Below are 23,748 nucleotides of genomic sequence, written 5' to 3' on the forward strand. Positions count from 1 at the left end.
AGAGGAGGCGGGCTACGCGATGCGCGAGAACGTCCCCAGCCCATGCCACCTGTGCCAAAAGGTAGCCGCCTCACACCCCTGCATGGCGGCGACCGTCTCGCGCCCGAACGCGAATCGCATCACCCGATGGCGGTCTTGGTCGCACCCCCATGCCTGGTCACGCGCGGGCGGCACCGGACCTTGAGTGCGCTTCGAGTGAAAGCCTCGTCTGTGGCCTTGCCGGACCACACGAAGGCTTCACCGGGGTTCAGCGCCGCCATCTTCTCAGCTGTCAAGGAAGACAGTGCGGCGTTCGCCTTCTGCAAATGCTTCAGCCATGCGGGTGAGGTGAACTTGTGCAGCACCATGTGGTTCGACAGCTCGATCAGTGAGATCGGGACAGACGGCGGATCCTGGCTGGCCACCAGGATGGACATGCCCTTGTGCCGCATTTCACGGACGCTGGAAACCAGCCCGTCCACGAGATCAGGGCTACGGATGTACTTGTGCGCCTCGTCGAACACAACCAGTTTGTTGAATGCCTCCCCCTCATGTCGGGCATCGGCAAACAGCTGCATGAGGACGACGAACAGGCCCAGCGCCTCGTCCTCTCCGATGTAGCCGTCGCGCAGATCGACGATGATCAGCCGACCGGGCAATACGAGATCCTGCAGGCGAGCGTTGTCGTCGATGTACTCGGCGGCCAGCTCCAGGCGATCGTAGGCCAGTTGCTTCAGCGTGTCCGACAGTGAGGACTGCTCCACTCCGAGCCGGATTGCGTCCAGCGTGAGGCTGTTGCGGTTGGCCTTCATGATTCTGCCGAGCTGACGGATGTACAGGGCCTGGTTGCCGACTGCACCCATCAGGAACCGCCAGTGAGCGGCCTTCAGTTCGGAGGATGAGAACTTCAGTGGCCGTACATCCAGATCTGGGTACTCGTCCTCCCGCTCCTCCACCATGTCGGCGGGAGTCAGCAGCAGGACGTCCGACAGCGCAGCTGGCTCGGCTCCGTAGCGTTCCCGAAGTGCGGCCAGCTGATCCCGGTCGCCGTTGGGCTGGGTCATGCTGGTGAACTCGGGAGCATAGTCCTGGGTGTCGCTGTAGTGGAAGACGATGCTGGCCAGGGGATGTGGAAGTTCATTGACACCTGACGTCGGCAGGCTCGCCATCTCCAGGATCGAGCCGAGAGTGTAGCTCTTCCCCCCGCCTTGCACACCGAACAGGCTGATGGTGTGCGTCTCGTTGAGGTCCAGGGCGACCTTCCGACCAGCACTCATACCCAGCAGGCCATACTGTTTGGTCGGCTTCGAGACTCCGAGGAAGACATCCGGTGCGGGCGCGTCACCCACCAGACCAACCGCATCCGCCGAATCTCCTGGACCGGCCTGAGCCGGCATGGGTGGCTTCTCCACAGACGGCGCTGGTGCTGACACCGCCGGTACAAGGTCTGACAAGGGGCCCTCGGCATCCGGCGATTCCACAGCCTGCGTCCCGTCGGCGGCAGGTTCGGGCACCTGCTGCTCGGTGGTGTCCTGCGGCTCCGCATCCCCGGATGCCGCTGTGTCATCAACCTCTGCCGACACAGCTTCGTCGTCCAGCACGGCGCTGAGCGGACCGGGTTCCTCGGGCAGTTCGCGGCTACGGACCCGCGGTCGCAGGGTCTGAGTGGCCTCCCCTCGCTCGATCCCCGCCAGCTCTTTCTCCACCAGCAGATGGGGCGCGCTGCGGACCGGCCCGCCGAGATACTCGGTCTCCACGGCGTCGAGCAGGTCGGTCACCTGCTGACGGCCGATCCGATGGAAGGTGATACCGCCGTCGGTCTCGACGTCCGTGCCGTCCCCGCCCAGGTCGAAGATGAGGCCTGTGCCTGCGAACTCCAGTGTGTAACCGTGATCGAGGTGATCGAGGAGCCAGCGTGCCTCGTCAAACCCCTTCTCGTCGAAGAGGCCGTATCGGTTGGCGCGCGCCAGGTAGTGGCCGAGAAGCGAGCGCAGAGTGAGGTTCTGAAGTGGACGGTCGGGCCGTTCGATCCTGGGGTCGAACTGTGTGGCCAGGATCGTCCGGCTGTTGTCGATCTGCTGGCTGATCTGCTTCTTCTTGGTGTCGTACATACCCAGGCCACCCGCGCCTGAGAAGCACTTGACCTCGATCAACCGGCATACCACGGCCCGGCGTTCGGCGTCCAGATCGAACAGAGCCAGGTCGGTCCGGTGCAGCCGGACGGCACTGTCACCGGCGGCGGCGCGGCGTTGCGCCTCGCCGTAGAGGTCGATGTGCGCATCCAACGGGATGAGAACCTGGTTGTGCAGGGCACCTTGGTACCCCAGATACAGCCGGGCGAGTGCGAGACCCAGGACCTCGGTCCGGCTGCTGCTGCCGAGCGCGGCCAGCTTGAAGGCGAAGCTGCCGGAAAGCTCCCTGAGCTGGTCGAAGAAGGTCGTCACATGGCGTGGTTCGATGCTTAGTTGCTTGTCGTCGAGCACCGGCCCGACCAGCGCGCGCAACTCGTCGACCGATCGCGACGAGACCACGATGTGATGACCCATGCCGGTCTGGGCAGTCGCCGAGTACTCGATCACGTATTCGGGCCGATCGGCACGGCCGTGATCGAAGTACTCCACACCGAGGGTCCGGTCCACCGTGACGACCCAGTCGCTGGCCTGGTGCACATCGTGCAGCAGAGCCTTGTCCCTGGCGGACAGTCGCAGCGTTATCTGCGGCAGTTGCCCAGGGAGCGGTTCTCCGGATGTCACGGCGACCACGGCGGCCGACAGCGCTTCCGGCAGCGCCGCCACCAGGTCGCCGGTTTCCTCGGCTCCGGGTACTGGGTCCGTGGCGCCGTGCCGGGGCTGGCGGCTCCAGGCCACGAACTCCTCATCCTCGGCGTAGTAGCTGGTCAGCTCCTGAACGAGGCCGTGTGCCGCCGCTCTGCCTGAGGTGCGCGCACCCGGCGCAATGTCGAACTGTTCGCCGCCGAACGGATCGAACAGGATGGTGAGATGGGCCGGAAAATCGGTCGCACGAGTACGGAGGTCGGCGGCGTCACGCACCACAACAGCGAGCTTCGGCCGCAGCGGGTCACCGGGCGTGCCGAAGGGCTCGGCGGCGGTGGCTCTCGGTCCCGATCCTGGTGAGAACAGATCGGTGAGCGCTTCGCCGACCCATGGTTCCTGGGGGTGGTCGGTGAAAAGACGGACCGTATAGCGCAGATGGGAGAGATGCTTACGCCCTTGGAGCTCGATCAGCATCGAGGCCAGCACCTCACCCCGACCGACACCGAGAGCGTTGATGACAAGGCTGTCCGCATAGGGATGAAGGCGTACATAGCGCTCGACCCGGTCCGCGAGGTCGGCGCCGGTGATCACACCGGATGTGGTGGAGCTGTCACTCACTCCGAGGGCCGAAGCGAGCCGCGATACAGTGCCCCTCGGGTCGGCTGTCTCGCTGGGCAGGCAGACCTGCCAGTAGTCGGTGAGCTGTCCGGCCGCGAAGGTCAGTTCGCCTGTGGTGAGTGGCACGACGAACGGAAATCCCAGCGGCGCGAGCCGCTCGACAAGACTGTGCAGAGTCTCCAGGACGCGGTTCTTGTCCTGGCCCTCGGTTCGGCCGAGCCAGTGGTCGGCCAGTGCCGCCTGCCCGCACCACCACAGCACCCGCAGCGGATGGGTCGGCGCGACCAGCACTAGCTGACGCCGGCCGCCCTGTACATCGGCGAGTTCCGCCGCCACTGCGTCGGTGCGCAGCAGCAGCGCGAGTTCTGCCCGGTCCTGCTCGACTGTGCCGCTGCGGGGGTTCTCCAGCGCGCGGAGGCACCGGGTGACCGCTCTGAGGTACGCCTCCGCGCAGCTCTCGGCTTCCTTCCGGATGGTGCGCGGGTCGGTGCCTTCCAGGACGAGCGGCGCGGAGCCGTCCCTGTCGGCGCGGATGGCGGCGAACAGTGTGGCGCGGGCCCGCAGGTAGTCGTCGAAGGCGCTGTCCTCGGCAGGAGTGACGGCCAGGGACTCGTCGTCACTGAGCTGCCACCGCCCCGAGGCGTCGACGTTCAGCCGGGGGCCTTCGAGGGCATACGGCCGGGCCAGCATCCGTTCCTCGGCCTCGGCGAGCGGGATGGGCAGGTCGACGGTGACCAGGCCGGCGGGCCCGAAGGCCGCCCGCAACGGCCACGTCTTGGCTGTTTTGGCCCCCCAGCCCACGGTGCGGCAGGACACCCGCCAGGGATCGCGGCCCTCGGCCCGTGCCACGAAGCGCAGCCGGTTGATCGCCTGGGCCAGCCCGGGAGCGTGCTGGGAGCGCTGGACGGGCGGGTCGTCGAACTCGGCATCAGGGACGACGTAGAAGCGGTCGCTCTCGTGCGGCCGGTGGGTGCCGTCGGCACCGGCGACCCGCATGGGGTCGCCGTTGATGTCGAGAGGAGTGACCCTGACGAAGTGCCAGCCTTCCTCCCAGTCGGCTTTACGGCTCTTCTTCAGCTTGATGGACGTCTTGTAGATCGTCTTGGCGGTCTTGGCCACTGAGAGGGTGGCGGTGAACCCGGTCGGGCTGACCGTGGTGGAGCCGCGATCCTCATCGGTCTCGCTCTCGGAGAGGATCTGGATCGAGAAGCGTGCGAGACCGGCGATGTGGCGTGGATCGGGGTGGACGGTGAAGGAGACGGGCAACGAGGTCAGTCCGCCGGGCAGTAGATACTGCCCGCCGAAGAGCCGTTCCAGCGCCGGGTGGTTACGCAGGTCGTCCTCGTTCTGCCCCGCCTTGGGCAGCACGGTCAGCTCATGGACCTCGATGCCGACCTGTTCGTCGCCGGGTGCGTTCTCCTGCGGCCAGTGGTGGAAGGCGAGCGGCCAGTTGTCCGGGTCCACGGCGATCGCGCGGCACCAGCGGGAGGGGGAGTCGAGGCCGGTGCGGGCGGCGAAGCTCACGAGCCGGCTGACGAATTCCTGTGCCGCCGACGAGTTCTGTGGCAGCCCCAGGCTGAGCACCCGTTGGCGGTCGGTGGCCGTCGCCTCGGTGAGCTTGGCGACGGTCCTGCGGTTGCGGTCCGCCTTGCGGCCGACCAGCGTCGGGTCCTGGAACAAGCCGAAGTCGGGGATCAGACCGAGCAGATGGACCGCCGCCCCGGCCGCCTCGGGATCGTAGTCATTCTCCCGAAGCGTCAGCAGGTACCGCACCGCCGCCCGATCGTCCGCGACAGCGCCCCCTTCCTCGGCCTGCCGCTCCAGCAGTTCGGCAACCGCCGGACGCAGCGAGTCGGACAGCTCGCGCAGGAGCGAGCCCTTGAGCTTCGCGTGTACGTCGTCCAGAGACAGCTGCTCGAACGTGGCGACGCCGAAGGAGTCCTCGGCACTGGCCCGGGCACCGGGTGGTACGAAGACGAGCAGCGGCGGCCTCAGCCCCCCGTCCATATCGGGATTGCGCAGTTCGACGAGCTTGGTGCTGGTGACCACGACGTCGGCGGGGATCCGTCCGTCGCCCGCGCCCAGGACGAACACCTGCGCCTCGGGTACGAGCGTGCGCAGCCCGCGCACCAGCCGTGTGGCGAGGTCGGTGTCCAGATCTCCCAGCCTCATGCAGTGCCCGGCCTGTCTGGCACGCAGTACCGCGGCCAGCCGCGGCAGCAGCGCGTGCTCCAGGGCGTCCCGCCACTGCGCCTCGCTGATCTCGGTCAGTCCGCGTGCCATCCCGTTCACCTCCCGCCCGCAGTGACGGTGCCGTCCACGGAGATCGCGAACCTGGGCGTGATCACCTGGGTGAGGTATGCGTCGGACAGATCGCTGTAGAAGCCGATCTCCCGCATCCGCGTGGTGAACGCCTCGGCGTTCGCCCGCAGGGCGGCCTGCTCCTCGAACCCTGCTGTGGGAAACCCGTCGTCGGCCGGCAATTGGTCGATGTGGAGGCCGTAGCGGATGCGCAGGGTGTCCATGAACTCGTCCAGCCTCAATTGCTCGGTGTGATACGGGAAACGCGATCTCGTGCCGCGGGGGTTCGGCCGCAGCAGCGCGATCTGGACCAGAACCTCCAGCAGCGCGCTGTCCATGACGAAGCGGCGCCGACCCCGGTGGGGCTGGGTGATGACCGCACCCTGACGGTTCTTGAGCAGCAGCGAGTCGATGGCCTCGACGATGTAGTCGTAATGGTATTTGCCCCGGTATGCCATGATCAACTCGATGTACTGCTCGAAGGCGCTGAGTCCCATCCCCGCGCCGAGCAACGGCCGGACGGCCTCGGGCTGTTCATCGATCGGGGTCTCGTCGAGCAGGTTGTCCATGCGGGATGCGAAGAACCGCTCGCGCCGGTCCCGGTATGCGTCCGAGCCGTACTGCAGCAGCTCGGCCACGGTGAAGAATCCGCGGGACGGCTTGGTGATCTCCTTGCTGTCGGCGAGATGGTCGGCGAATTCGCCCAGCTTGCGCACCACATAGCCCGCACGCACGAATCCGGGGATGCGCCGTAGCCAGACCTCGGCGCTGTGCTCGGCAAGAGCGGCGGCGGGCGTGCCTGGCACGCCTGCCGCGTCGACCAGCAGCCCAACCCGGAACGGGCAGCTTGCCAAGCCGTCCCCCGCCGCACCCGACGGGCAGTTCTCCGGCCCGCACGAGGGTTCGGCCGAGGAGCGTGCCACGATGGCCGGCAGCAGCTTCATCGCCTTCAGCTGGCCGAGGGCCAGGTGGAACGCGAAGAGGATCTTCAGGTACTCGACCATGACGATCCGGGGCAGCAGGTCCTGCAGGGACAGCAGCCGCAGGACGTCGTCCGCGAGAAGGTCGGATTGGCCCACGCACAGCGGAGGGGCCGAGTACCAGCCCTTGACGCTCGTCGGGGAGTCCTGCTTGACCTGGCTGTTGAGGTGGAGCACAGCCTGGGTCTCGATGTCGACGCTGGTGCCGGGCAGCTGAGTGCCCAGGGCCGGATCGAGGCCGGTGAAGAAAAAGGCACGGATCCGCTCCAGGGACAGCGTGCCACGGCCGCCACGCGCATGCCGGAGCATCTCGTAGAGCTGGGCGTCGGCTCCATAGGCGCGGGAGTGGTTGTAGTTGCGGAACTTGTACGTCAGCCCGTGCAGAGGGCGCAGTCCGGCCACGGCCTGATTGGGCTTGCCGCGGTTGACCATATCCAGGAGCTGGGTCTCGATCCAGCGCTGCGCGATGTCCGGGGATTCTCTGAACCCCTGGAACTTCTCCGCATGTTCCTCGGCGAGGAATTCCTCGACGAACTCGTCCGCCAGTGCTTTGCCACGTGCGAGTTTGCTGGTCTGACCGTTGTGGTTGACCCGCATCAGGAACCCAGTGAGTACGCGGTCCATCTCGACGCGCTTGAAGTCCAGGTAGGACACACCCAGATGCCGGAACTCGCTGTCCCGCTTGCGCAGCACCATCACTTCCCCCTCTTCGCCGCGCCGTTCGTCTCACTCGCGGGCCCGAGCCGCAGCGTTCCCTCCGGCAGCCGGGTGATGCGGTGCGGCATGCTGCCCGGTGCGGTGAGCAGCACCTCCTGGTACGAGGTAGCCGACAGCGCGTTCTTGAACACCGCCAGGGCCAGGTTCTGTCCCTGGCGGTCCTCGACTCCTGGCTGATGGCCTGCGTGCAGCCGGTCGAGGAGTTCGTAGAGGTCGAGGCGGACCACAAGTTCCGCCCGGTGCTCCGCGGAACCGTCTGGGGTCCGTCCCCGGTACCGGACGATGAGCTCGCGGGAGCTGGTCTCGACGTAGTCGGATGCCGCTGGCCTGCCCGTTTCGATGGTGAAACGGTCGGCGGGAAACAGCCGGTGGCTGCGGACGGTGCCGCCGGGCACGGACCTGACCTGGAGCGCCAGAGCGCGCTCGCCGTCATACAGAGCCCCGGGCAGGCCTTCACCCCGGTTGACGGCTTCGATGATCCGGTCGAGTTCCGCCTGCCCGGGCCCGTCTCCGGCGAGCAGGTCGAGGAACCTGCCGCCCGCCCGATAGGTGAGCAGGGACTTCCAGCGCTCGCCGTCCAGGCTCTCGAAGAAGAAGCGGCGCCGGGCGGCGGCGAGGTAGGCGCGATGCGCTGCGGCCTCCGTCTGGCCGGCCGTCGGAGTGCGGGGCAGGGCGGCGAACCGGTCGATGAGGAGTTCCGCATCGTGACTGCCGCGCTGGTCGACCGAGATCAGGCTGTGGCCGCCGTCCGGGCCCACATAGTCGAGCTTACGGTCGAGTTGTGGGTCGGGCACGTTCGCCACGTCCAGCTCACGCAACTGGGCCAGCAGCCGGTCCTGTTCGTGTTCGCCGCCGGTGTGCAGGCCGGCCCAGCTGGTGAAGTAGAAGCTGTCCAGCCGCTCCTGGACACTGTCCGGGCGCTGGTAGAGCTCGTGGATCTGGGCACAGTCCCGGCCGGAGGTGAGCATGTATGCCAGGGCGGAGCGCAGGTCACGCAGCGTGATGTGAAGTCGTCCGCGCAGATGGGTCATCCGGTACAGGGCGGCGAGCCGTTCAGTGACCACCGACCCAGCGGTGGGGTGGGCGAAAGTTTGTGCGTTGTGCCGGGCGTAGCAGCGGGGTGCGAGCTCGCAGGAGACGCAGCCGCTCCAGTACTTGGGGTCCGTCATCGACTGGACCATGCGGTGCAGGATGGAGTCCCCGGTGCCTGCCGGGTCAGCGACGACGTCCCGCGTGTTGAGGTTGACGACGGCGATCCCATGCTCGGCGCCGCCACCCGCCAAACCTTTCCGCACGGTCTCCGCGAGCAGCGGGTAGCGCTCGGCGTGCGCGGTGACGAAGTCGGTCAGACGGCCCTCGTTGACGGCGATCAGCCGTGTCTGGTACTGCGGCCAGGCGTCGGCGTCCGCTCCCCGGAAAGGAGCGAGGAAGGCGTCGAGGACGGCGTCGTTGTCCTGGTCGCCTTCGTCCTGGCTGCCGTCGTGGTTGGTGAGGAAGGCGCGGCCCTGGAAGACGAAGTCGTCGCCGTTGACGCGCTTGACGCCCTGCTCGGCGCCGCGCTTGTGAGCCTCGACTGCCAGCTGTTCAAGAAAGGCGGTCTTCCCGTCACCGGCGTTTCCGGTGATGACGACCAACCGGTGCCGGCCGGCGAGGACGTCATCCCGCAGCGCGGTGTCCAGGGCGGTGGCCACGTACAGCGGGAACTGCGCCGGGTCGAGTCCCCGAGTGCCCGCGTTGGTACGGGAGTTCTGACTGTACAGGGTCTGGAGGTGGCCGACGAAGGCGTTGGTGCCGTCCCGACCGGCGTCCGTCGTGCAGACCGGCTCGGGCTCCGGCTGGACCTCCTCGTCGCCGCCCCGGGTCCGGCGCACCTCTCCTATGGCCCGTACGGCCGCGAGGAATGCCTCCGCATCCGAGTACCGGTCGGCGCGACGGGGCGCGATGGACCGCATCAGTACGTCGGCGAAGTGCCGACTCAGATCCCCCAGGCCACTGATCTTGCGCGGGTCCAGCGCCTCCTCGTCCTTGGGCGGCTGTGCGCGCCCTGGCCAGGGATACGTCCCGGTCAGCGCGATGTAGGCGGAGACGCCGAGGGCGTACAGGTCGAGGTCGGCGAGTTCTGCCTGCGTCGGGCGCCCCTTGAATCCCGTATCCGGTGCCTGGTAACGGGGCGAACCCAGCGTGGGCGTCAGGGTGGAGTCCGCCGAGACCGCCGCATTGAAGTCCAGCAGCTTCGTGCCGTCCGCAGTCCACAGCAGGTTGCTGGGCTTGATGTCGCAGTGATAGACGCCGTTTTCGTGCAGATGGCCGAGGCCGGCCAGACAGTCTTCCAGGAGCCGTACGACGTCGGCGGCCCCCAGACGGCGCTCGCGCGTGGCCGACGCCTGGAGGTCCTGGCCTTCCGCGAACTCCAGGCGTAGATAGGGGAATTTCCCCTTCGGCAGCCAGTCGGCGTCAATGACACGCACCAGGTTCGGGTGCGCGGGCAGCTGGCGCAGGACCCGGTACTCGCCCTTCAGCCGGACCCCGACCGACTCCGGATCACTGGTAATGATCTTCAGGACCTCGTCGGTGTCGTCGAGGGTGTTGAACACCTGGTAGACCACACCGAACTTGCCCTGCCCGAGCTTCTTGCGGACGTGGAACTTCTCGGTGAGCCGGAAGCCGTCGGGCAGGTTGCGATAGCTGTAAGGGTTCGACCAGTCGAAGGGATCGTCGGACGATCCCCCCCCGGCCGCCGTCCCGCCGAAGCCGCCCGAACCTGACGAACCACTGCCCCGCAGCAGTCGCTCCAGCTCGGCGATCGCCTCCCTGGCGGTCGGCCGCAGGGCCGGATCGGCGGCGAGCATCCGCCGGATCAACTCCCGGATCTCCGGGGTGACCTCCGCCGCCTCCAGACTGTCAGCCAGTCGCATCCCGCCGGTCACCGAGGGCAGTTCGCCGGTGTACAGCTCGTGGCAGAGCACGCCCGCCGCGAAAATGTCGGAGGCGGCCGAGAACCGTCCGGGCTCCTCCACGCACTCGGGCGCGAGATACGCGGCCTCGGCATGCTCGTACGCGTCCATGGCTACGGTGCCGGCCCGCTTCTGCCCGGTGTGGGCATAGTCGAAGCCGGTGAGCATCGCAGTGCCGTTGCGGGCGACCAGGACCGCGTCCGGGGTGAGGTGTCGGTGCACGACCCGGTAGGCGTGGGCGAGGGCGAGCCCGGACAGCACACCGGACAGGATGCGGCGCCGGGCGTCGGCGCCGAGCTGCGCCGGCCCGTCGGTCATCCGCACCCGCAGCGCCTCGGCCTGCACATCCTTCAGTACGACGAAGTATCCGGTCTCGTCCTCCAGCGGGAGTACCTGCACGCAGGGCACGATGTGCGGGTTGGGCGGCAGTTTGTTCAGCGCCTGGAGAGGGTTGCCGATCCGCTCCCGCTCGCGCGTCTGCTCCGCCTCGGGGAGCAGCGGGTCGACGGTGTGCACCTGGATGAGGTACGTCCCCGAGTTCGGCTGGTCCGGCTGCACGGCCCGGTAGACGGACACCCGGTCCTCGGCGTCCGCCTCCGCCCCGGCCTCCGGCTGGGGGTCCGCTTCCACGAGCGTCTCGATCGCCTCGTAGACCCCGAACCGGCGCACCGAAGGCGCTCGCGATACGGCGTTCAGGGCCCGGGCGATGTCCTCGTGCAGGCCCGTGATGGGCATCTGGGGCGTGTTCGCCCCGAGCCGCGACGGCTGGTGACCGGACAGGAAAGAAACGAGGTCTCGCATCTGGACGGTGTTCTTCTCGTCCCTCCCGTCGTGGTCGACGAACAGTGCGTCGTCGTACGGAAGGATCACCAGTTCCTCGCACCACACCGATCCGATCAGCGGGGACAGATGCGACTGCCGCAGCAGGTTTCCCACCGTCTTGGCGTGCTCGCGGAACTTCTTGACCGGACTCGGGAACGGCTGACGCCCCTGCGGGTACCACTTCTTGCCCCGCACCTCGATACGCCCGTGCGTGCCCTTGGTGTCGGCGATGTAGCAGGCCCGGTCGGTCAGGATCGCGAGGTCGACCTCGAAACACTGACGGCCGCGGTAGATCTCGAAGTTGGAGATCACCGTCCAGTCGTCCGGGGCGTTGTCACGGAGATGGCGGAGAACCATCCGCTCGGCGTCGTTGACGGGGTCGCCGACCTTGATGATGCGCGCCATGAGTGCCCGTGCCCCCGTTCGTTCCGGTCAAGTGCGGCAGGTGTGATGTGCGCCGCACTGCCATGTGCCATGGTCACTTTAGTACCAGGTGACGACACATCCATCTTGGTTAGGGTGATTGTCGGTCAGGCCGGTGACGGGGAGGTCATGTGTCGTATTCGTTCCACATCCGCAATTTGCGCAAGCGGCTCATCGAGCGATTCGATTCTCTGATCGACATGTCGGACGAGCCGTCAGCATCGGAGAAGAAGAAGGAAGAGAAATTCCTCAGCCGCGGAGTCGCCGCCCTCGCGGTCAAACGTGAGACCGGATGCGCGGACCGGGACGCGGCTCTGTCGATCATCGACGGTCGCGACGACTGGGGTATCGACGCGATCGCGGTCGAGTTGGCGGCCCCGGGACAGGGTGGCCGGCCGCATATCACCCTGGTCCAGGCGAAGTGGAGCGACAACGCCACTGCCGGCTTCGGGCAGAGCGAGGTCGACCGGCTCTTCCGCGGCCTCGACTACCTGATGAACTTGGAGTTCACGCGGTTCAACAAGCGCATCGAGCAGCATGTGGATGCCCTGGACAAGGCTCTGGACAGCGGTTCCCCCAAGGTCACCCTGCTGCTGGCGTTGGTGACCGATGGCGAAGTCCACCCGGACATCCGGACGTTGCTCAACTCCGAGGTCAAGAAGCGCAACTGGGCCGAGGAGATGATCGAATGGCGAGTTCTCGACCTCCGCGGTCTGTACCAGGAGATCCTGGGTGAGCACGCCGACCGGAAGATCGAACTGGAGGCGTGGGTCGAGGGCGTCGGCCGGGTGGAACACCCCTTCGCCGCCTACTACGGCACGCTCTCCGCCGCCGATGTCGCGGAGTGGTACGAGACCCACGACCGGCATCTGTTCGCCCGCAACATCCGGGACTCGCTGGACACGGACGTCAATGACAAGATCCGCGCCACGCTTCTCCAGGAACCCGAGAATTTCTGGTACTTCAGCAACGGCATCACCCTGCTGTGCGACCGCATCCGCAAAAAGGGAAAGGGCGCGTTCGCTCCGGGTGCAGGCGCTGGATTCGTACTCGAGGGAGCGAGCGTCGTCAACGGGGCGCAGACGGTCAGCGCCATGTACCGCGCGATGCAGCGGAATCCGGCCTCGGCCGGGCAGGGCCGTGTGCTCGTCCGGATCATCTCCCTGGAGAACTGCCCCGAGGGATTCGGCGACCAGGTCACCCTCAACACCAACACCCAGAATCCCATCGAGGAACGGGACTGGAAGTCCCGCGACCCCATCCAGACGGGGCTGAGGGACGACTTCGCGCTGTCCCTCGGCCGTACGTACGTGGTCAAGCGTGGCGAGTCGGAGCCCGCCCCCGATAGCGGCTGCACCATGACCGAGGCAGCGATCGCGCTGGCCGCGACCCACAGATCCCCGGATCTGACAGCGAAGGCCAAGCGGGACACCTCTCTTCTCTGGGACAAGTCCAACTATCAGGAGATCTTCGGCAAAGCGCTCAACACGGCTCCGAGCGCTCAGCGCGTGTGGCGCTGCGTGCAGCTGGTACGGGCGGTCAAGGCGGCGCTCGCCGAGCAGAGCGAGAACCTCTTCGGCCGGGCCGCCAGCACCGCCAGCAACGGTGACCTGCTGATCAGCCATGTCGTCTTCCGGAGCCTGGACACCGAGGGACTGGACGAAGAGGACAAGGACTGGGACGCCGAGCTGGCGAAGGTACCGGACCTCGTGGAGCGGGCTCTGGGCTGGCTGATGGCGACGGTCGATTCGGCCTACGGCCGCAACAGCCAGATCCTCACGACCATGCGTACCCCGGAACGTGTACGTGTGGTCTCCCGCCGCGTGGTGGACGCCATGGCCTCCGGAGCCTCCGCCCCGGACAACGCCGACTACCGGGTGGAGGAAAGGACCCAGGGCAAGCCGGCCCGTTCCACCAACGCCGTGAGCCTTCTCGTGAAGGCCGAACGCATCGCGGTCGGTACGACGCTGGAGTTCCGTCCGGTGACCCGCCCCGACCGGCAGGGCCTGTCGGCCTGGCTCGCCGAACACCCCGACCGCGCCCGCGCGACCTGGGGCGCCAACGCCTCCAAGCCTCTGGTCTGGTCCTACGACGGCGCGGCGTACGCGCCCAGCACGCTGGTCCGCAAGATGCGCAAGGAAGCCATGGGCAACAACCAGCAGGTCCAGGGCACCCTGTACTGGCACATCCCGGGCGAGGGTTCTCTGGTCGATCTGGCGGCGGAGCTGAGGGCCGAGGACGAGCTGGACGCGGAGCAGCAGCCGTGAGGCGCAACGCCGTCGGAGCGGGGTACACCGACGGCACTCCTCAGCCGGGCTCCACCGCGACCACCTGATCCGGCTCGGTGGTCCACTCCCGGCCGCCGCCGACGGGGCGGAGGAAGGCGAGCCGACGGGCCGGGCGGCCCTCCGGCTCCGGCAGCTCGCCGGCGGACCGGTAAAGGAGGACGTCCCGCAGGGTGCCCTCACGTCCGGTCGCCCGGTCCCGGACAAGGGCGCCGACGGGAATGCCGGGGAGGCCAGCGGGCGGGTCGCCGGCGGTCGCGTTCGTACGTTCCCTGCACGACGGTCGGTTCACAGGACCTCCCCACGGCTACGGGCGTTGACCCGGGCGACCTGCGGGCTCAACGCCTCGCCCGCACGGGCGAGTTCGACGTCCTCGGGCCGGGCGGTCCATTCCCGGCCGCCGCCCTTGGGGCGCAGGTGGACCTGGCCGGGGCCGCGCTCCATCACGGTGCCGTAGCGGTCCCGGAGCGTGTCGTAGGCGAGGTCGCCGACAACAGGCATGGGCGGTAGGGGAGTTCTGTCCGGGCAGTTCATCGACGGCCTCCGGGGTGGGGGATATGGGCTCACGAACAGCGGGAATCACCGTTCGTGTCCTCATCGTCGCCGTCCGTCGCTACGCTCGACAGGGGTGATCCGTTCCCCACCCAGGCCTGGAACAAGGAAGGCTGCACGGATGACGGCTGGCGCACGTGACCTCGAACCCGCCCGATCGGCAAAGGAGTTGTACGGCGCCGAACTTCGCCGACAGCGGCAGCTGAGCGGGATGTCCCTGGACCGTCTTTCGGCAGTGGTCAACTACAGCAAGACGCACCTGCACGGGGTGGAGACGGCGGAGAGGCTTCCGCTGCCGCCGATCTCGCAGAAGCTGGATGTGGCGTTCGGGACGGGGGCGTTGTTCCAGGGGTTATGGGGGGCCGTCAAGCGGGAGTACTCGCCCCGACGGTTCGATCACTGTCTGGAGCTGGAGGCGAAGGCGGTACGGATTCAGGAGTTCGGGGCAAGCATCATTCCTGGGCTGCTCCAGGCGGAACCGTACATGCGGGCTTTGTTCCGCGCGTGCAACCCCGGGGCCGGGCCGGAAAAGATCAACAGCCTGATTGCGGCGCGCATGAGCCGCCAAGAGGTTCTGCATGCAGACAATCGGCCAGACGTTTGGTGGATTCTCAACGAGGCGGCTGTACGCCAGGCTGTGGGCGGTCCGGCGGTGATGCGGGAGCAACTCGCAGCACTGTTACCGCTGGTTGAAACCGACCACACAACGATCCAAGTCGTCCCGTTCGATGTCGGCGCATGCCCCCTGATGAACGGCACACTCATCCTGCTGACCCTGCCGGACAACTCCACCACCGTCTACCAGGAGGGCGCTGGCAGCGGGGAGGTCTTCGACGACAGGGAGACCGTCATGCGGCAGCTGCGCGACTACGATCGCATGAAAGCGTGCGCCCTTTCGCCGAAGGGTTCCGCAGCGTTGATCAAAGCGGCGATGGAGAACTTCAAGCCATGCGAGCCACCCCAGACCTGAGCGCCACTCAGTGGCGTAAGTCCAGCTACAGCGGCGGGCAACAAGGGGATGCCTGTGTCGAGGTCGCCGACGGCCTCGACGATCTCGTTCCCGTGCGTGACAGCAAGACGCCGCTCGCCCCCAGCCTGCTCTTCACCTCTAACGCATGGGAGGCGTTCGTCGCCTCAGTAAAGAGGTAGATCCACCGTCTGACGCCCCGCCCTGCATGCTTCCGGTGCGGGGCGTCGACACGTTCGCGTCTGTTCCGTAACATCACACGGAACAGAACCGCCCGTGTCTCAGCCCGCGCTGTGCTCCAACACGGCCCCCTCCAACAGCTCCAGGGCCCTGTCTTCCTTCTTGTCGGCCTCGTCCCGCTTCCGATAGGCAGCGCGGATCGTTTCCGCAATGCGTTCCCGGTCAGGTGCGGTCAGCACCGGCACCGGGATCTGGGCACGCAGACCCTCATGAATGTCCTGTTGCTTTCCGCCAGTCGACATGGAACGCAGCACACGGAACATGGCCTCGGAGCGAAGGAAGGCGAAGAGGTAGGCGCCGGGGATGTCCGAGGTGCCGCTCACCACCCGCAGAAAGTGCTGTGTGTACGCGTAGTCGAGCCACGAGCCGGTGACGAAGATCGCGCGGCAGAAGACCTCGTTCTCGCCCAGCGTGCCCTGCGACGGAATCATGACCGTCTCGTCCTCGGCGAAGATTCCCGGAGGCGCCTGGGTCGGGCTGATCCAACGCCCTTCAGGCCGAATCCAGAAACCCTGCCGCTGCCCGATGAGGCAGACTGCGCCGTGGCCGGGCTCCGCATCAACGCGCTTGAAACGCACTCCGGATCCGAGCTGGCCTCCTTTGCAGATCTCACCGAGAGTCACATACTCAGTCTCATCCCGCAGCCGCTTCAGAATCCGCTGAACCTTCGGCTGATAGTTCAACGCCCGCAACGTCGTGGGCTTCAGCCCTCGCTGTGCAAAGCCCACATCCCGTGGCTGGTCATGCCACCGCAGGTCGAGCAGATCCTCAAGCCCCGCCGTCTTGAACAGATCCTCTGTCGCCCCGACCACGCCCTCCTGGGATTCCGTCCGCAGCGTGGCCGCCTCTTCGACCAGGTCGTGGATCTGTTCTTCCAGCGCGGAATCGAACCGCGGAACCGGCAGCCCCGAGATGTGATGCGGCTCGATGTGCTGAATGATCGCGCCGTACGCCTGACTGGCGACGATGGGGACGCCGAAACGGCTGCGCAGGAATGTGTTGAGGTATCCGGAGGGAATCCGCCCCGGATCCGGCTGCACCTTCATGACGTGCTGGGAGGACCAGATACCCGCCATGTCCTTCCGGACGTAGGCCATTCGACCGATCGTCCCCGAACAGGAGATCAGGGTCATCCCCGGCTCGATCTCCAGGTATGGGAACTTTGCCGCGACCTTGCTCCGACTCAGCAACGGCAGGTGTGTGAAGTCCGCCTCCATCATGTCCGTACTGCCGAGGAACGGCACCGCGTGGTCCGGGTTGGTGACGTACACCCGGCTGAACTTGGGCCCGTTGAAGATCCCGCCATCGTGCCCGGCCGTCAGCTCACCCAACCGGTCCTTGTGAAGGGGCAACCGCTCCAACAACTTCCGCCCCTCGAACGCCCCCGACAAATACGGCGCCGCATCCATCCGCAGCCCCTGCTCCCGCAGCCAGCTGAGCCGTACCGGATTGTCCTTGGACGCGATCTTCACTGCGCGCGCTCCGTCGTCGAGGTCGTCGTGTTCATTCTGCTCGCCGGGAACCAGTCCGCCAGCGTCGTCATCAGGTGCTGGAACGAGGCGTCTGTACAGCGGCGTACGGACGGAACCTGTTCCGCGAAGCGCCGGAAGATGCCGTTGCTCATGTCACCGATGTACTTCATCTTGTGCAGGAACTCGACGGCGCCCTTGGGATCGTCGGGCTTGGCCTGGCCTGCCTCCCACAGCCCGGCCTCCTCCAGCACCTGCCGCGGCGTGCGCTCGTCACCGCGCCTCGGCCGCCACACCAACGCCTTTTTGATCACCTCGGTATGGTCGGACCAGAACCAGTTCTCCAGCTCGGGTTCGATGACGACCACCGCGTACTGCGGCCAGAGATCCTCCAGCTGATCCCCGATGCGCTTGCGGATCCCGTCGGGCGGCAGCGGATTGTCGTAGGCGTGATCCTGTACGACGATCGCGCGTCGGTATTCACCCCGCCAGGGCTGAAGCAGCTCGCCGGCCCGCAGCGGCAGCTCGGAGTCCTTGTGCGGGGCGAGCTTGATGTCCCGTCTGCCGTCGAAGACGAACGGTCCGCAGCCGAGCTTGTGGTGAATGTCCGTGCGGCCCAGGAACGCGCCGATCATGGCCTTCATGCCCTGATCGGCGACGAAGAAGACCACGTCCCGCTTCCCGGACTCGTCCACGGGCGCGACCGCCTGCCGGGGAACCGGCGCGGTCGTGTTCCCCCCGTGCCCTGCACGCCGTCCGGCCCTCTTGCTCACTCGAACACCCCCGTGGCGAACAACGTCCCCAGATCCAGGTCTCCCTGCCAGTCGGCAAGCCGCGGATGCCGGTCGCCGCGTACGACGGTGACGGCCCCGGTGTCGTAGTCGACGCGGGTGGCCAGCACATGGGGCAACTCCACGTTGGCCAGGACCAGCGGCGACTGGGTGGCCACGAGCACCTGGCAGTCCCGTACCGCCTGGAGCGCCTGCATGACGATCTCGATGGCCTGCGGATAGATGCCGTTCTCCGGCTCTTCGGTGACCAGGAGGGCCGGCGGGTCGGGCAGGTAGGGGATCAGGGCCAGCGCGAACACGCGCAGGGTGCCGTCGGACAGGCCGGAGGAAGTGACCTCGTGGCCGCCGGCGTAGGTCACGCGGAAGTACGCGTGGTGGTCGTCCTCGCGTTCCACGACGTCGATGTCCTGGACCTGCGGCAGGGCGATCCTGACCAGGTCCACCCAGGCGTCGTACAGCTCCTTGTCCGCGCCCTTGAGGCCCAGAGCCAGCCATGGCGTGTTGCGGCCCACCGGGTCGAGCCGGGGTGTGCGGCCGGCGGGCGGGGCGGCCTGGCGCAGCGCGGCCCAGTCGGGGGCGTAGAAGAGCGTTCCCTCACGGAGAAGGGAACGGAACCACAGGGCCGCCGGGAAGTGCGCCTCGTCGAACGGAACCGTGTCCAGCGCCAGCCGACTGTGCGGGCTCTGCCAGGTCAGCGGAGGCTGTTCCCCGGTCTCCGAGGTGAACCGCGCAACTGGGCCGCCAGTGCGGGCGATCACCGGGCGCCAGTTCTCCTCCCACGCCCAACGGACCCGGCGGCTGCCTCCTCGCCCGGTGATCACGGTCTCGTCCGGGTCCTCAAAAGCCCGCTCGCCGGGAACCGGACGCACCGGATGCTCCTCGGGGAACAGCACCAGGTACTCCCCCGCGATCTCCAGCCCCCGGCCGCCCTCGACCGGCGCGAGATGGAGCTCGTAGCGGAGATGGGTCGGCAGCGGGAGGCGCGGGTTGCGGGTGGCCTCGGCGAGGAGTTCGGTGATCTCCTCCGGGAGCCGCGCCTCCAGAGCGAAACCGAAGCCGCCGTCCCGGCCCCGGTGGGCGGGCTCGGTGAGGGACTGAGCGCGGGGTGGGCGGCCGGTGCGGGAGGACGGCCGTAGGAACGCGTCCTCGATCCGCTCGACACCCAGCAGCTCTGCAAGCAGCACTGGAATGTCGAGCAGGGTGCTCTTGCCGGAACCGTTGGCCCCGGCCAGCACGTGGAAGCCAGCCAGGTCGACGGCGAGATCTTCGAAGCAGCGGTAGTTGTAGGCCTCGATGCGGGTGATCATGCGCCCGCATTCCAGGGGAACTCGTGGGCGTGGCGCTCCTTGAACTTGTGGTAGGCCTCGGCGATCTTCGGCAGGTCGTTATCGACCGTCGGCTCACGGCGCCGGATCTCACGCGGCACTTCGACACCACCGATGCGCAGGATCTCGCGCTCCGTCTTCTCCTCGGTCACAATCTCGCCGTCCGGCGTGCGTACGAAGACCTTGTTCCCGCGCCGGTCGATGCCAACCTTCTCGGCGACGGCCATGAACACCGGATAGTCCGCGGCACCGAACTCGATCTCCTCCTGCCGCTCCTGCGCGGTCTTGCGGCGCAGGAAGAGAAGGGTGGTGAGGATGTTGACGTTGGCCTCGGCGATGAAGGTCTCCACGGGAAGCTCCACACTGCCCAAGACCCAGCATTGGTCGAGGATGTAGCGCCGGACCGCCTCGTCGGAGGGTCCGGGGTTGGAGAGGATGCCGTTCGGCAGGACGATGCCGATACGTCCGCCGGGCCGCACCCACTCGACCGCCCGCTGGACGAAGAGCTGCTCCGGGGAGACCGCGTTGGCTTCTCCCGCCCTGAGCAGCTCGTTGGTCCTCTTATCGCGGGTCCAGTTATAGGCGACACCGAACTGGCCGCCGGTCTTGCGGAACCTCGTGAGGATCATGTCCTCAGACACGGGGATGTCGGAGCCGAACGGCGGGTTCGTCATCAGCACGTCCACCGCTCCAAGCCCTATCTGCGGGAAGCGCATCGCCTCGTCGTTGCCCTGCAGATGACTGTCCGGGAAGGCGAGGGAGTCCATGTGGAAGGCGTGTCCAGCCGTGTCGGTGAGCGTCATGAGGCTCATCACGGTGGCCCGGCGCAGGAAGGGGTCGAAGTCGGCACCGAAGAGGTGCTTGTCCGCGTAGGCGGCCAGCTTTCGACGATGGTCGGCCATCCTCCTGGCCAGCTCCTGAGGGTTGGTGAAAGTGCCGTTACCCTCTTCCTCCTGCCACCTGCGCAACAGGTGGTTGAGGGTCTCCCTCAGGAAGCCTCCCGTGCCGCAGCACGGGTCGAAGACTGTCTCGTGCTCCTGCGGGTCCAGAATGTCGACGACCAACTTCACCGCTTCGTTCGGCGTGAAGTACTGGCCTCGGTCGCCCCGCAGGTTGTCACCGACCAGCTCCTGGTAGGCGACTCCCTTGGCGTCGATGTCGGTACTGCCCAGGTCGTAAGGGGCCAGCTCGCCCACGATGAATGTGAGGGCGGGGTCGGTCAGGGTCAGCTCGTCGCGGTGGTCGAAGAGTCCTTGGTCCGCGTAGAACTTCTTCACCTCCTTGAAGAGGTCCCTGACCCGGCCCGCCACCTCGGGGCTGCCCGCCCTGCGCTTGGCACCGGTGGCAGTGGTCTCGGTGCGCACCAGGTCGGCGACGTCGATGCGGAAGCGCGGGTCCTCGCCGTGTTCACGGACCCGACGCTCGTCGTAGATCTTTGCGAACAGGACGTAGAGGAACTGCCAGAACGCCGCGTCCTTGGGCAGTCCCTCGTTGCCATGGATGTAGTTGTGGCAGCGGCGGAACGCGAAGCGGAGCATGTACTTGTCCGCTCGCCTGATCTCCTTTAGCGAGGAGGCGGCACCTGTGGCATCGAACGCTGAGTCGTCGCCCCGCGGCCAGTTCGGCAGCGGCCGGAAGCGGTCCTCGAACCGGGACTTCCGGCCCTCGTCGTCGCGCTGGACCTTCTCGACGAAGTACAGGTCGATGTCGTCGGTCCACAGCCCGAGATGGCATGCCGGGCCTGCCGCGGTCATCAAGGTCTCGAGCTCGTCGATGTCCGACTTCGCCTGCTCGTGCGTACGGATCTTGGTGACCGTGCGGCCGGTCCGGGGACGCGGCTTGGTGATCACGATGCGGCGGAGGTGCTCCTGGGTCTTCGGCTGCCCCGGAGCGAAGATCGCGATGCTGACCTTCTTGCGCGTCTTGCGACCCCCCTCGGGCGCCGGAAGCTCGATCACGTAGTCCCGCTTCATGTCGTCCGGGTTGATCCCGTACTGGTGCACGAGAACCCGGGCGATGTGCTGGCGGACCCTCTCGGCCTCGGTCAGCTTCAGTATGTCCTGGCCGGTGATGTAGTCGATCGTCTCGTCATCGCCGAGCGCGCGCGGCGGCGCAGCCCCGCCAGAGCGCGCCTTGGGCACCTCCGGCACGGAAAAACCAAGGCCAAGCTGCTCGTCCGCCATATGCGCCGTCTACTCCGTCCCCGTCTCCACCACGCCCGACCTGTGCTCCGCGACGGGCCTGTCCACTGTGCGGACCCACCTTACGGCGTGGTGGGGAACACCATTCGCGGCGTGAGCCGGAACGCCGAGTAAACCGGGTCGCCGCTTCTAACGGTGCCGCTTCCAGGGCATGCCGGGCAGAGGCAATTCACCCAGCGCATTGGGCTGCTGCTGGCAGCGGCAGACGAGTCGGGCTGTACGCCGGGTTCTGTTCCGAGGGGTTCTCGCGAACCCCCCGGCGACGGCCATCCATCTAGGACCGGCGTTACCACCGGCCTCCTGCGGTCTACCCGCGGACTCAGGCGGGCAGCCCTCGAACGTCCGCGCAGAGTCGCCCCTCTTTCGAGAAGGCGGCTCCTCTTGACCTTGCTCCGGGTGGGGTTTACCTAGCTGCCCAGGTCGCCCTGGGCACTGGTGGTCTCTTACACCACCGTTTCACCCTTACCCGGCGCCGAAGCGCCGGGCGGTTTGCTTTCTGTGGCACTGTCCCGCGGGTTACCCCGGGTGGCCGTTAGCCATCACCCTGCCCTGTGGAGCCCGGACGTTCCTCGGGAAGCCCCTGAAGGGACTCCACGCGGCCGTCCGCCCGGCTCGTCTGCCGTGTGGACCATGTTACCGGCCTGCGGGGGGCTGCCGTCGCCAGGACGGATCCGGCGAGGATCAGGGCGAACGCGGCCAGGACCCCCGCCGTCAGGGGCTCGTCCAGGAACAGGGCCCCGGCGGCCACCGCGACCGCCGGGTTGACGTACGTGAAGACCGTCGCCCGCGTCGGGCCGACCTCCTTGATCAGTTCCAGGAACGCCACGAAGGCGACCGCCGTGCAGATCACGCCGAGGGCGGCCAGGGCCGTCAATGCCTCGGCCGAGGGCATCGAGGACGGCCAGGTCAGCGCCGCCGCGGGGGCGTACACCAGCGCCGCCAGGGTCAGGCAGGCCGCCGTGAGGTGGAGGGACGGCACGTCTCGCAGCCACCTCGCCGCTATCAGCGGAGCCGTCGCGTAGCCCAGCACCGTCAGCAGCACCTCCGCCAGCGAGCGGGCGTCGCCGCCGGTCAGGTGCGGGACCGTGAGGGTCGCCACGCCGGCCAGGCCCAGGGTGAGGCCGGTCAGGCGGCGGACGCCCAGGTGTTCCGTTGCGCCGAAGAAGCGGGCAAGCGCGACGCCGACGATCGGGACGCCGGCGATCAGCAGGCCCGCCGTCGAGCTGGAGAGGTGGCGTTCGGCGTCCGTCAACGTCCACCAGGGGCCGATGATCTCTATGCACGCGAAGGCCAGCATCGGGCGCCAGTGCGTCCGGACCGTCCGGGTCAGGCCTCCCTGGCGGATCGCGAAGGGGAGCAGGAGCGCGGCGGCGAGCGCGCAGCGCGTGAACACCACCACCGACGGGGAGACCTCCCCCACCGCCACCTTGATCATCAGATACGGGACGCCCCAGACCACGCCCATCAGGGCGAACAGAAACCAGCCGCGTGCAGTCATGCGGCGAGTTTCGGCCCCCTCACCATGAGCTGTCTTGAACGCTGTTGCGGTACGCCGCCGGGGTCACACCGAGGACGCGGCGGAACCAGCGGGTGAGGTGCGCCTGGTCCGCGAAGCCGACCATTCCCGCGACCTCGGCCGGTCGGAGGCCGGACTCCAGGAGGCCGCGCGCACGGGCCACCCGGTACTGGGCCAGCCAGGCGTACGGCGGTATCCCCATCGTCGTACGGAAGGCTCGTAGGAGTTGGTAGCGGGAAAGGTCCATGTCGGCGGCAAGGGCCGCGAGGGAGGGTGGGGCCGTGAGCTCGTCGGCCAGGCGGTCGCGGACCGTCCTTGCTATGTGGTCGGCGCCTGGCACCGAGTCGTCCGCCGCGCGGGCCGTGGAGTGGCGGCGGGCCAGGGCCGTCAGGAGCCAGGGGATACGGGACTCCGCCTCCAGCGGGTCGGGGCAGGCGGCGAGTTCGGCGTGCGTGATGCGCAGCGCGGTGGACAGTTCGGGGTCGTCGAGGAGGGGATCGCGGAAGTGCGGGGCGGCGGTGCCCAGGGCGCCGTCCGTCAACAGCGACGTCTCGGCGTACAGGGCCCGGTAGGCGTACCCGCCGGACTCGGCCGGCCCGCCCGTGTGCATCTCGCCCGGTGCCAGTACGACGATGGAGCCCAGGCCGGGACGGATACGGCCGCCCCGGTAGTCGATGATCTCGCTGCCCCCGACGCACACGCCGATCGTGAACTCGTCATGGGCGTGCGGGGCGTACACGTGCCGGTCGAAGCGAGCCGTCAGAAGGTCGAGCGGGGGTCCGTCCCGGCCGAGCCTCGCCCTGGTCCACAGCGCCTGTTCACCCACTTCGCGCC

At 67.6% G+C, this 23,748-nt stretch carries 13 protein-coding genes, 1 other RNA gene and 1 pseudogene; 3 read left to right on the forward strand and 12 right to left on the reverse strand.

What is annotated here, in order from left to right:
* Window positions 1-119: 119 nt before the first annotated feature.
* Genes mads8 through mads6 form a run of 3 tightly spaced genes read right to left on the reverse strand, consistent with a single transcriptional unit; the run spans window position 120 to window position 11,550 of the window.
* A complete protein-coding gene (gene mads8 / locus EJ357_RS13430) occupies window positions 120-5,654 on the reverse strand; it encodes a methylation-associated defense system ATP-binding protein MAD8 (RefSeq protein WP_126391838.1) in 5,535 nt (1,844 codons plus the stop codon).
* Window positions 5,655-5,659: 5 nt separating this feature from the next.
* Window positions 5,660-7,348 carry a methylation-associated defense system protein MAD7 gene (gene mads7 / locus EJ357_RS13435; RefSeq protein ID WP_126391839.1) on the reverse strand — a complete coding sequence of 563 codons (1,689 nt, stop codon included), beginning with the start codon at window positions 7,346-7,348 and terminating at the stop codon, window positions 5,660-5,662.
* A complete protein-coding gene (gene mads6, locus EJ357_RS13440) occupies window positions 7,348-11,550 on the reverse strand; it encodes a methylation-associated defense system protein kinase MAD6 (protein ID WP_126391840.1) in 4,203 nt (1,400 codons plus the stop codon). The genes mads7 and mads6 overlap by 1 nt, the downstream gene beginning before the upstream one ends.
* 149 nt (window positions 11,551-11,699) lie before the next feature.
* Between mads6 and EJ357_RS13445 the strand changes: the two genes are divergently transcribed.
* Window positions 11,700-13,835, forward strand: coding sequence for an AIPR family protein (locus EJ357_RS13445; protein WP_228473047.1), 2,136 nt, complete (start codon window positions 11,700-11,702; stop codon window positions 13,833-13,835).
* A 40-nt stretch (window positions 13,836-13,875) separates the two neighbouring features.
* On the opposite strand, the gene EJ357_RS13450 is transcribed toward EJ357_RS13445, so the two are convergent.
* Both EJ357_RS13450 and EJ357_RS13455 read right to left on the reverse strand, forming a co-directional pair.
* A complete protein-coding gene (locus EJ357_RS13450) occupies window positions 13,876-14,145 on the reverse strand; it encodes a hypothetical protein (protein WP_228473048.1) in 270 nt (89 codons plus the stop codon).
* Window positions 14,142-14,354 (reverse strand): hypothetical protein, encoded by a 213-nt coding sequence (locus EJ357_RS13455; RefSeq protein ID WP_126391841.1) that lies wholly within the window; start codon window positions 14,352-14,354, stop codon window positions 14,142-14,144. Before EJ357_RS13455 ends, EJ357_RS13450 begins: the two co-directional genes overlap by 4 nt.
* 172 nt (window positions 14,355-14,526) lie before the next feature.
* Between EJ357_RS13455 and EJ357_RS13460 the strand changes: the two genes are divergently transcribed.
* Both EJ357_RS13460 and EJ357_RS13465 read left to right on the forward strand, forming a co-directional pair.
* Window positions 14,527-15,375 carry a helix-turn-helix domain-containing protein gene (locus tag EJ357_RS13460; protein ID WP_126391842.1) on the forward strand — a complete coding sequence of 283 codons (849 nt, stop codon included), beginning with the start codon at window positions 14,527-14,529 and terminating at the stop codon, window positions 15,373-15,375.
* The gene (locus EJ357_RS13465) at window positions 15,354-15,554 is read left to right on the forward strand and encodes a DUF397 domain-containing protein (RefSeq protein ID WP_126391843.1); all 201 of its coding nucleotides are present in this window, start codon (window positions 15,354-15,356) and stop codon (window positions 15,552-15,554) included. Before EJ357_RS13460 ends, EJ357_RS13465 begins: the two co-directional genes overlap by 22 nt.
* A gap of 99 nt (window positions 15,555-15,653) precedes the next feature.
* Here EJ357_RS13465 and mads5 read toward each other — a convergent pair whose 3' ends face one another.
* The 7 genes and pseudogenes from mads5 to EJ357_RS13500 form a co-directional block, all read right to left on the reverse strand.
* Complete coding sequence (gene mads5, locus EJ357_RS13470) at window positions 15,654-17,084, reverse strand: methylation-associated defense system restriction endonuclease subunit S MAD5 (RefSeq protein ID WP_126391844.1); 1,431 nt, start codon at window positions 17,082-17,084, stop codon at window positions 15,654-15,656.
* Window positions 17,081-17,776, reverse strand: coding sequence for a methylation-associated defense system protein MAD4 (mads4, locus tag EJ357_RS13475; RefSeq protein ID WP_126391845.1), 696 nt, complete (start codon window positions 17,774-17,776; stop codon window positions 17,081-17,083). The genes mads5 and mads4 overlap by 4 nt, the downstream gene beginning before the upstream one ends.
* Before the next feature lie 74 nt (window positions 17,777-17,850).
* Entirely contained in the window at window positions 17,851-19,179 is a 1,329-nt protein-coding gene (gene mads3 / locus EJ357_RS13480; RefSeq protein WP_126391846.1) for a methylation-associated defense system AAA family ATPase MAD3, read from the reverse strand.
* On the reverse strand, window positions 19,176-21,338 hold the full coding sequence (gene mads2, locus EJ357_RS13485; protein ID WP_228473049.1) for a methylation-associated defense system DNA methyltransferase MAD2: 2,163 nt from the start codon (window positions 21,336-21,338) through the stop codon (window positions 19,176-19,178). Before mads2 ends, mads3 begins: the two co-directional genes overlap by 4 nt.
* 262 nt (window positions 21,339-21,600) lie before the next feature.
* Window positions 21,601-22,013: RNase P RNA component class A (rnpB, locus tag EJ357_RS13490), an RNA gene on the reverse strand.
* A gap of 103 nt (window positions 22,014-22,116) precedes the next feature.
* Window positions 22,117-22,896, reverse strand: a pseudogene (locus EJ357_RS50740) (DMT family transporter); the annotation flags it as partial.
* 19 nt (window positions 22,897-22,915) lie between these two features.
* Window positions 22,916-23,740: an AraC family transcriptional regulator gene (locus EJ357_RS13500; protein ID WP_126391848.1), complete on the reverse strand. Its 825-nt coding sequence runs from the start codon at window positions 23,738-23,740 to the stop codon at window positions 22,916-22,918.
* Between the last annotated feature and the right edge of the window lie 8 nt (window positions 23,741-23,748).

The organism is Streptomyces cyaneochromogenes (assembly GCF_003963535.1).
Classification (GTDB): domain Bacteria; phylum Actinomycetota; class Actinomycetes; order Streptomycetales; family Streptomycetaceae; genus Streptomyces; species Streptomyces shaanxiensis.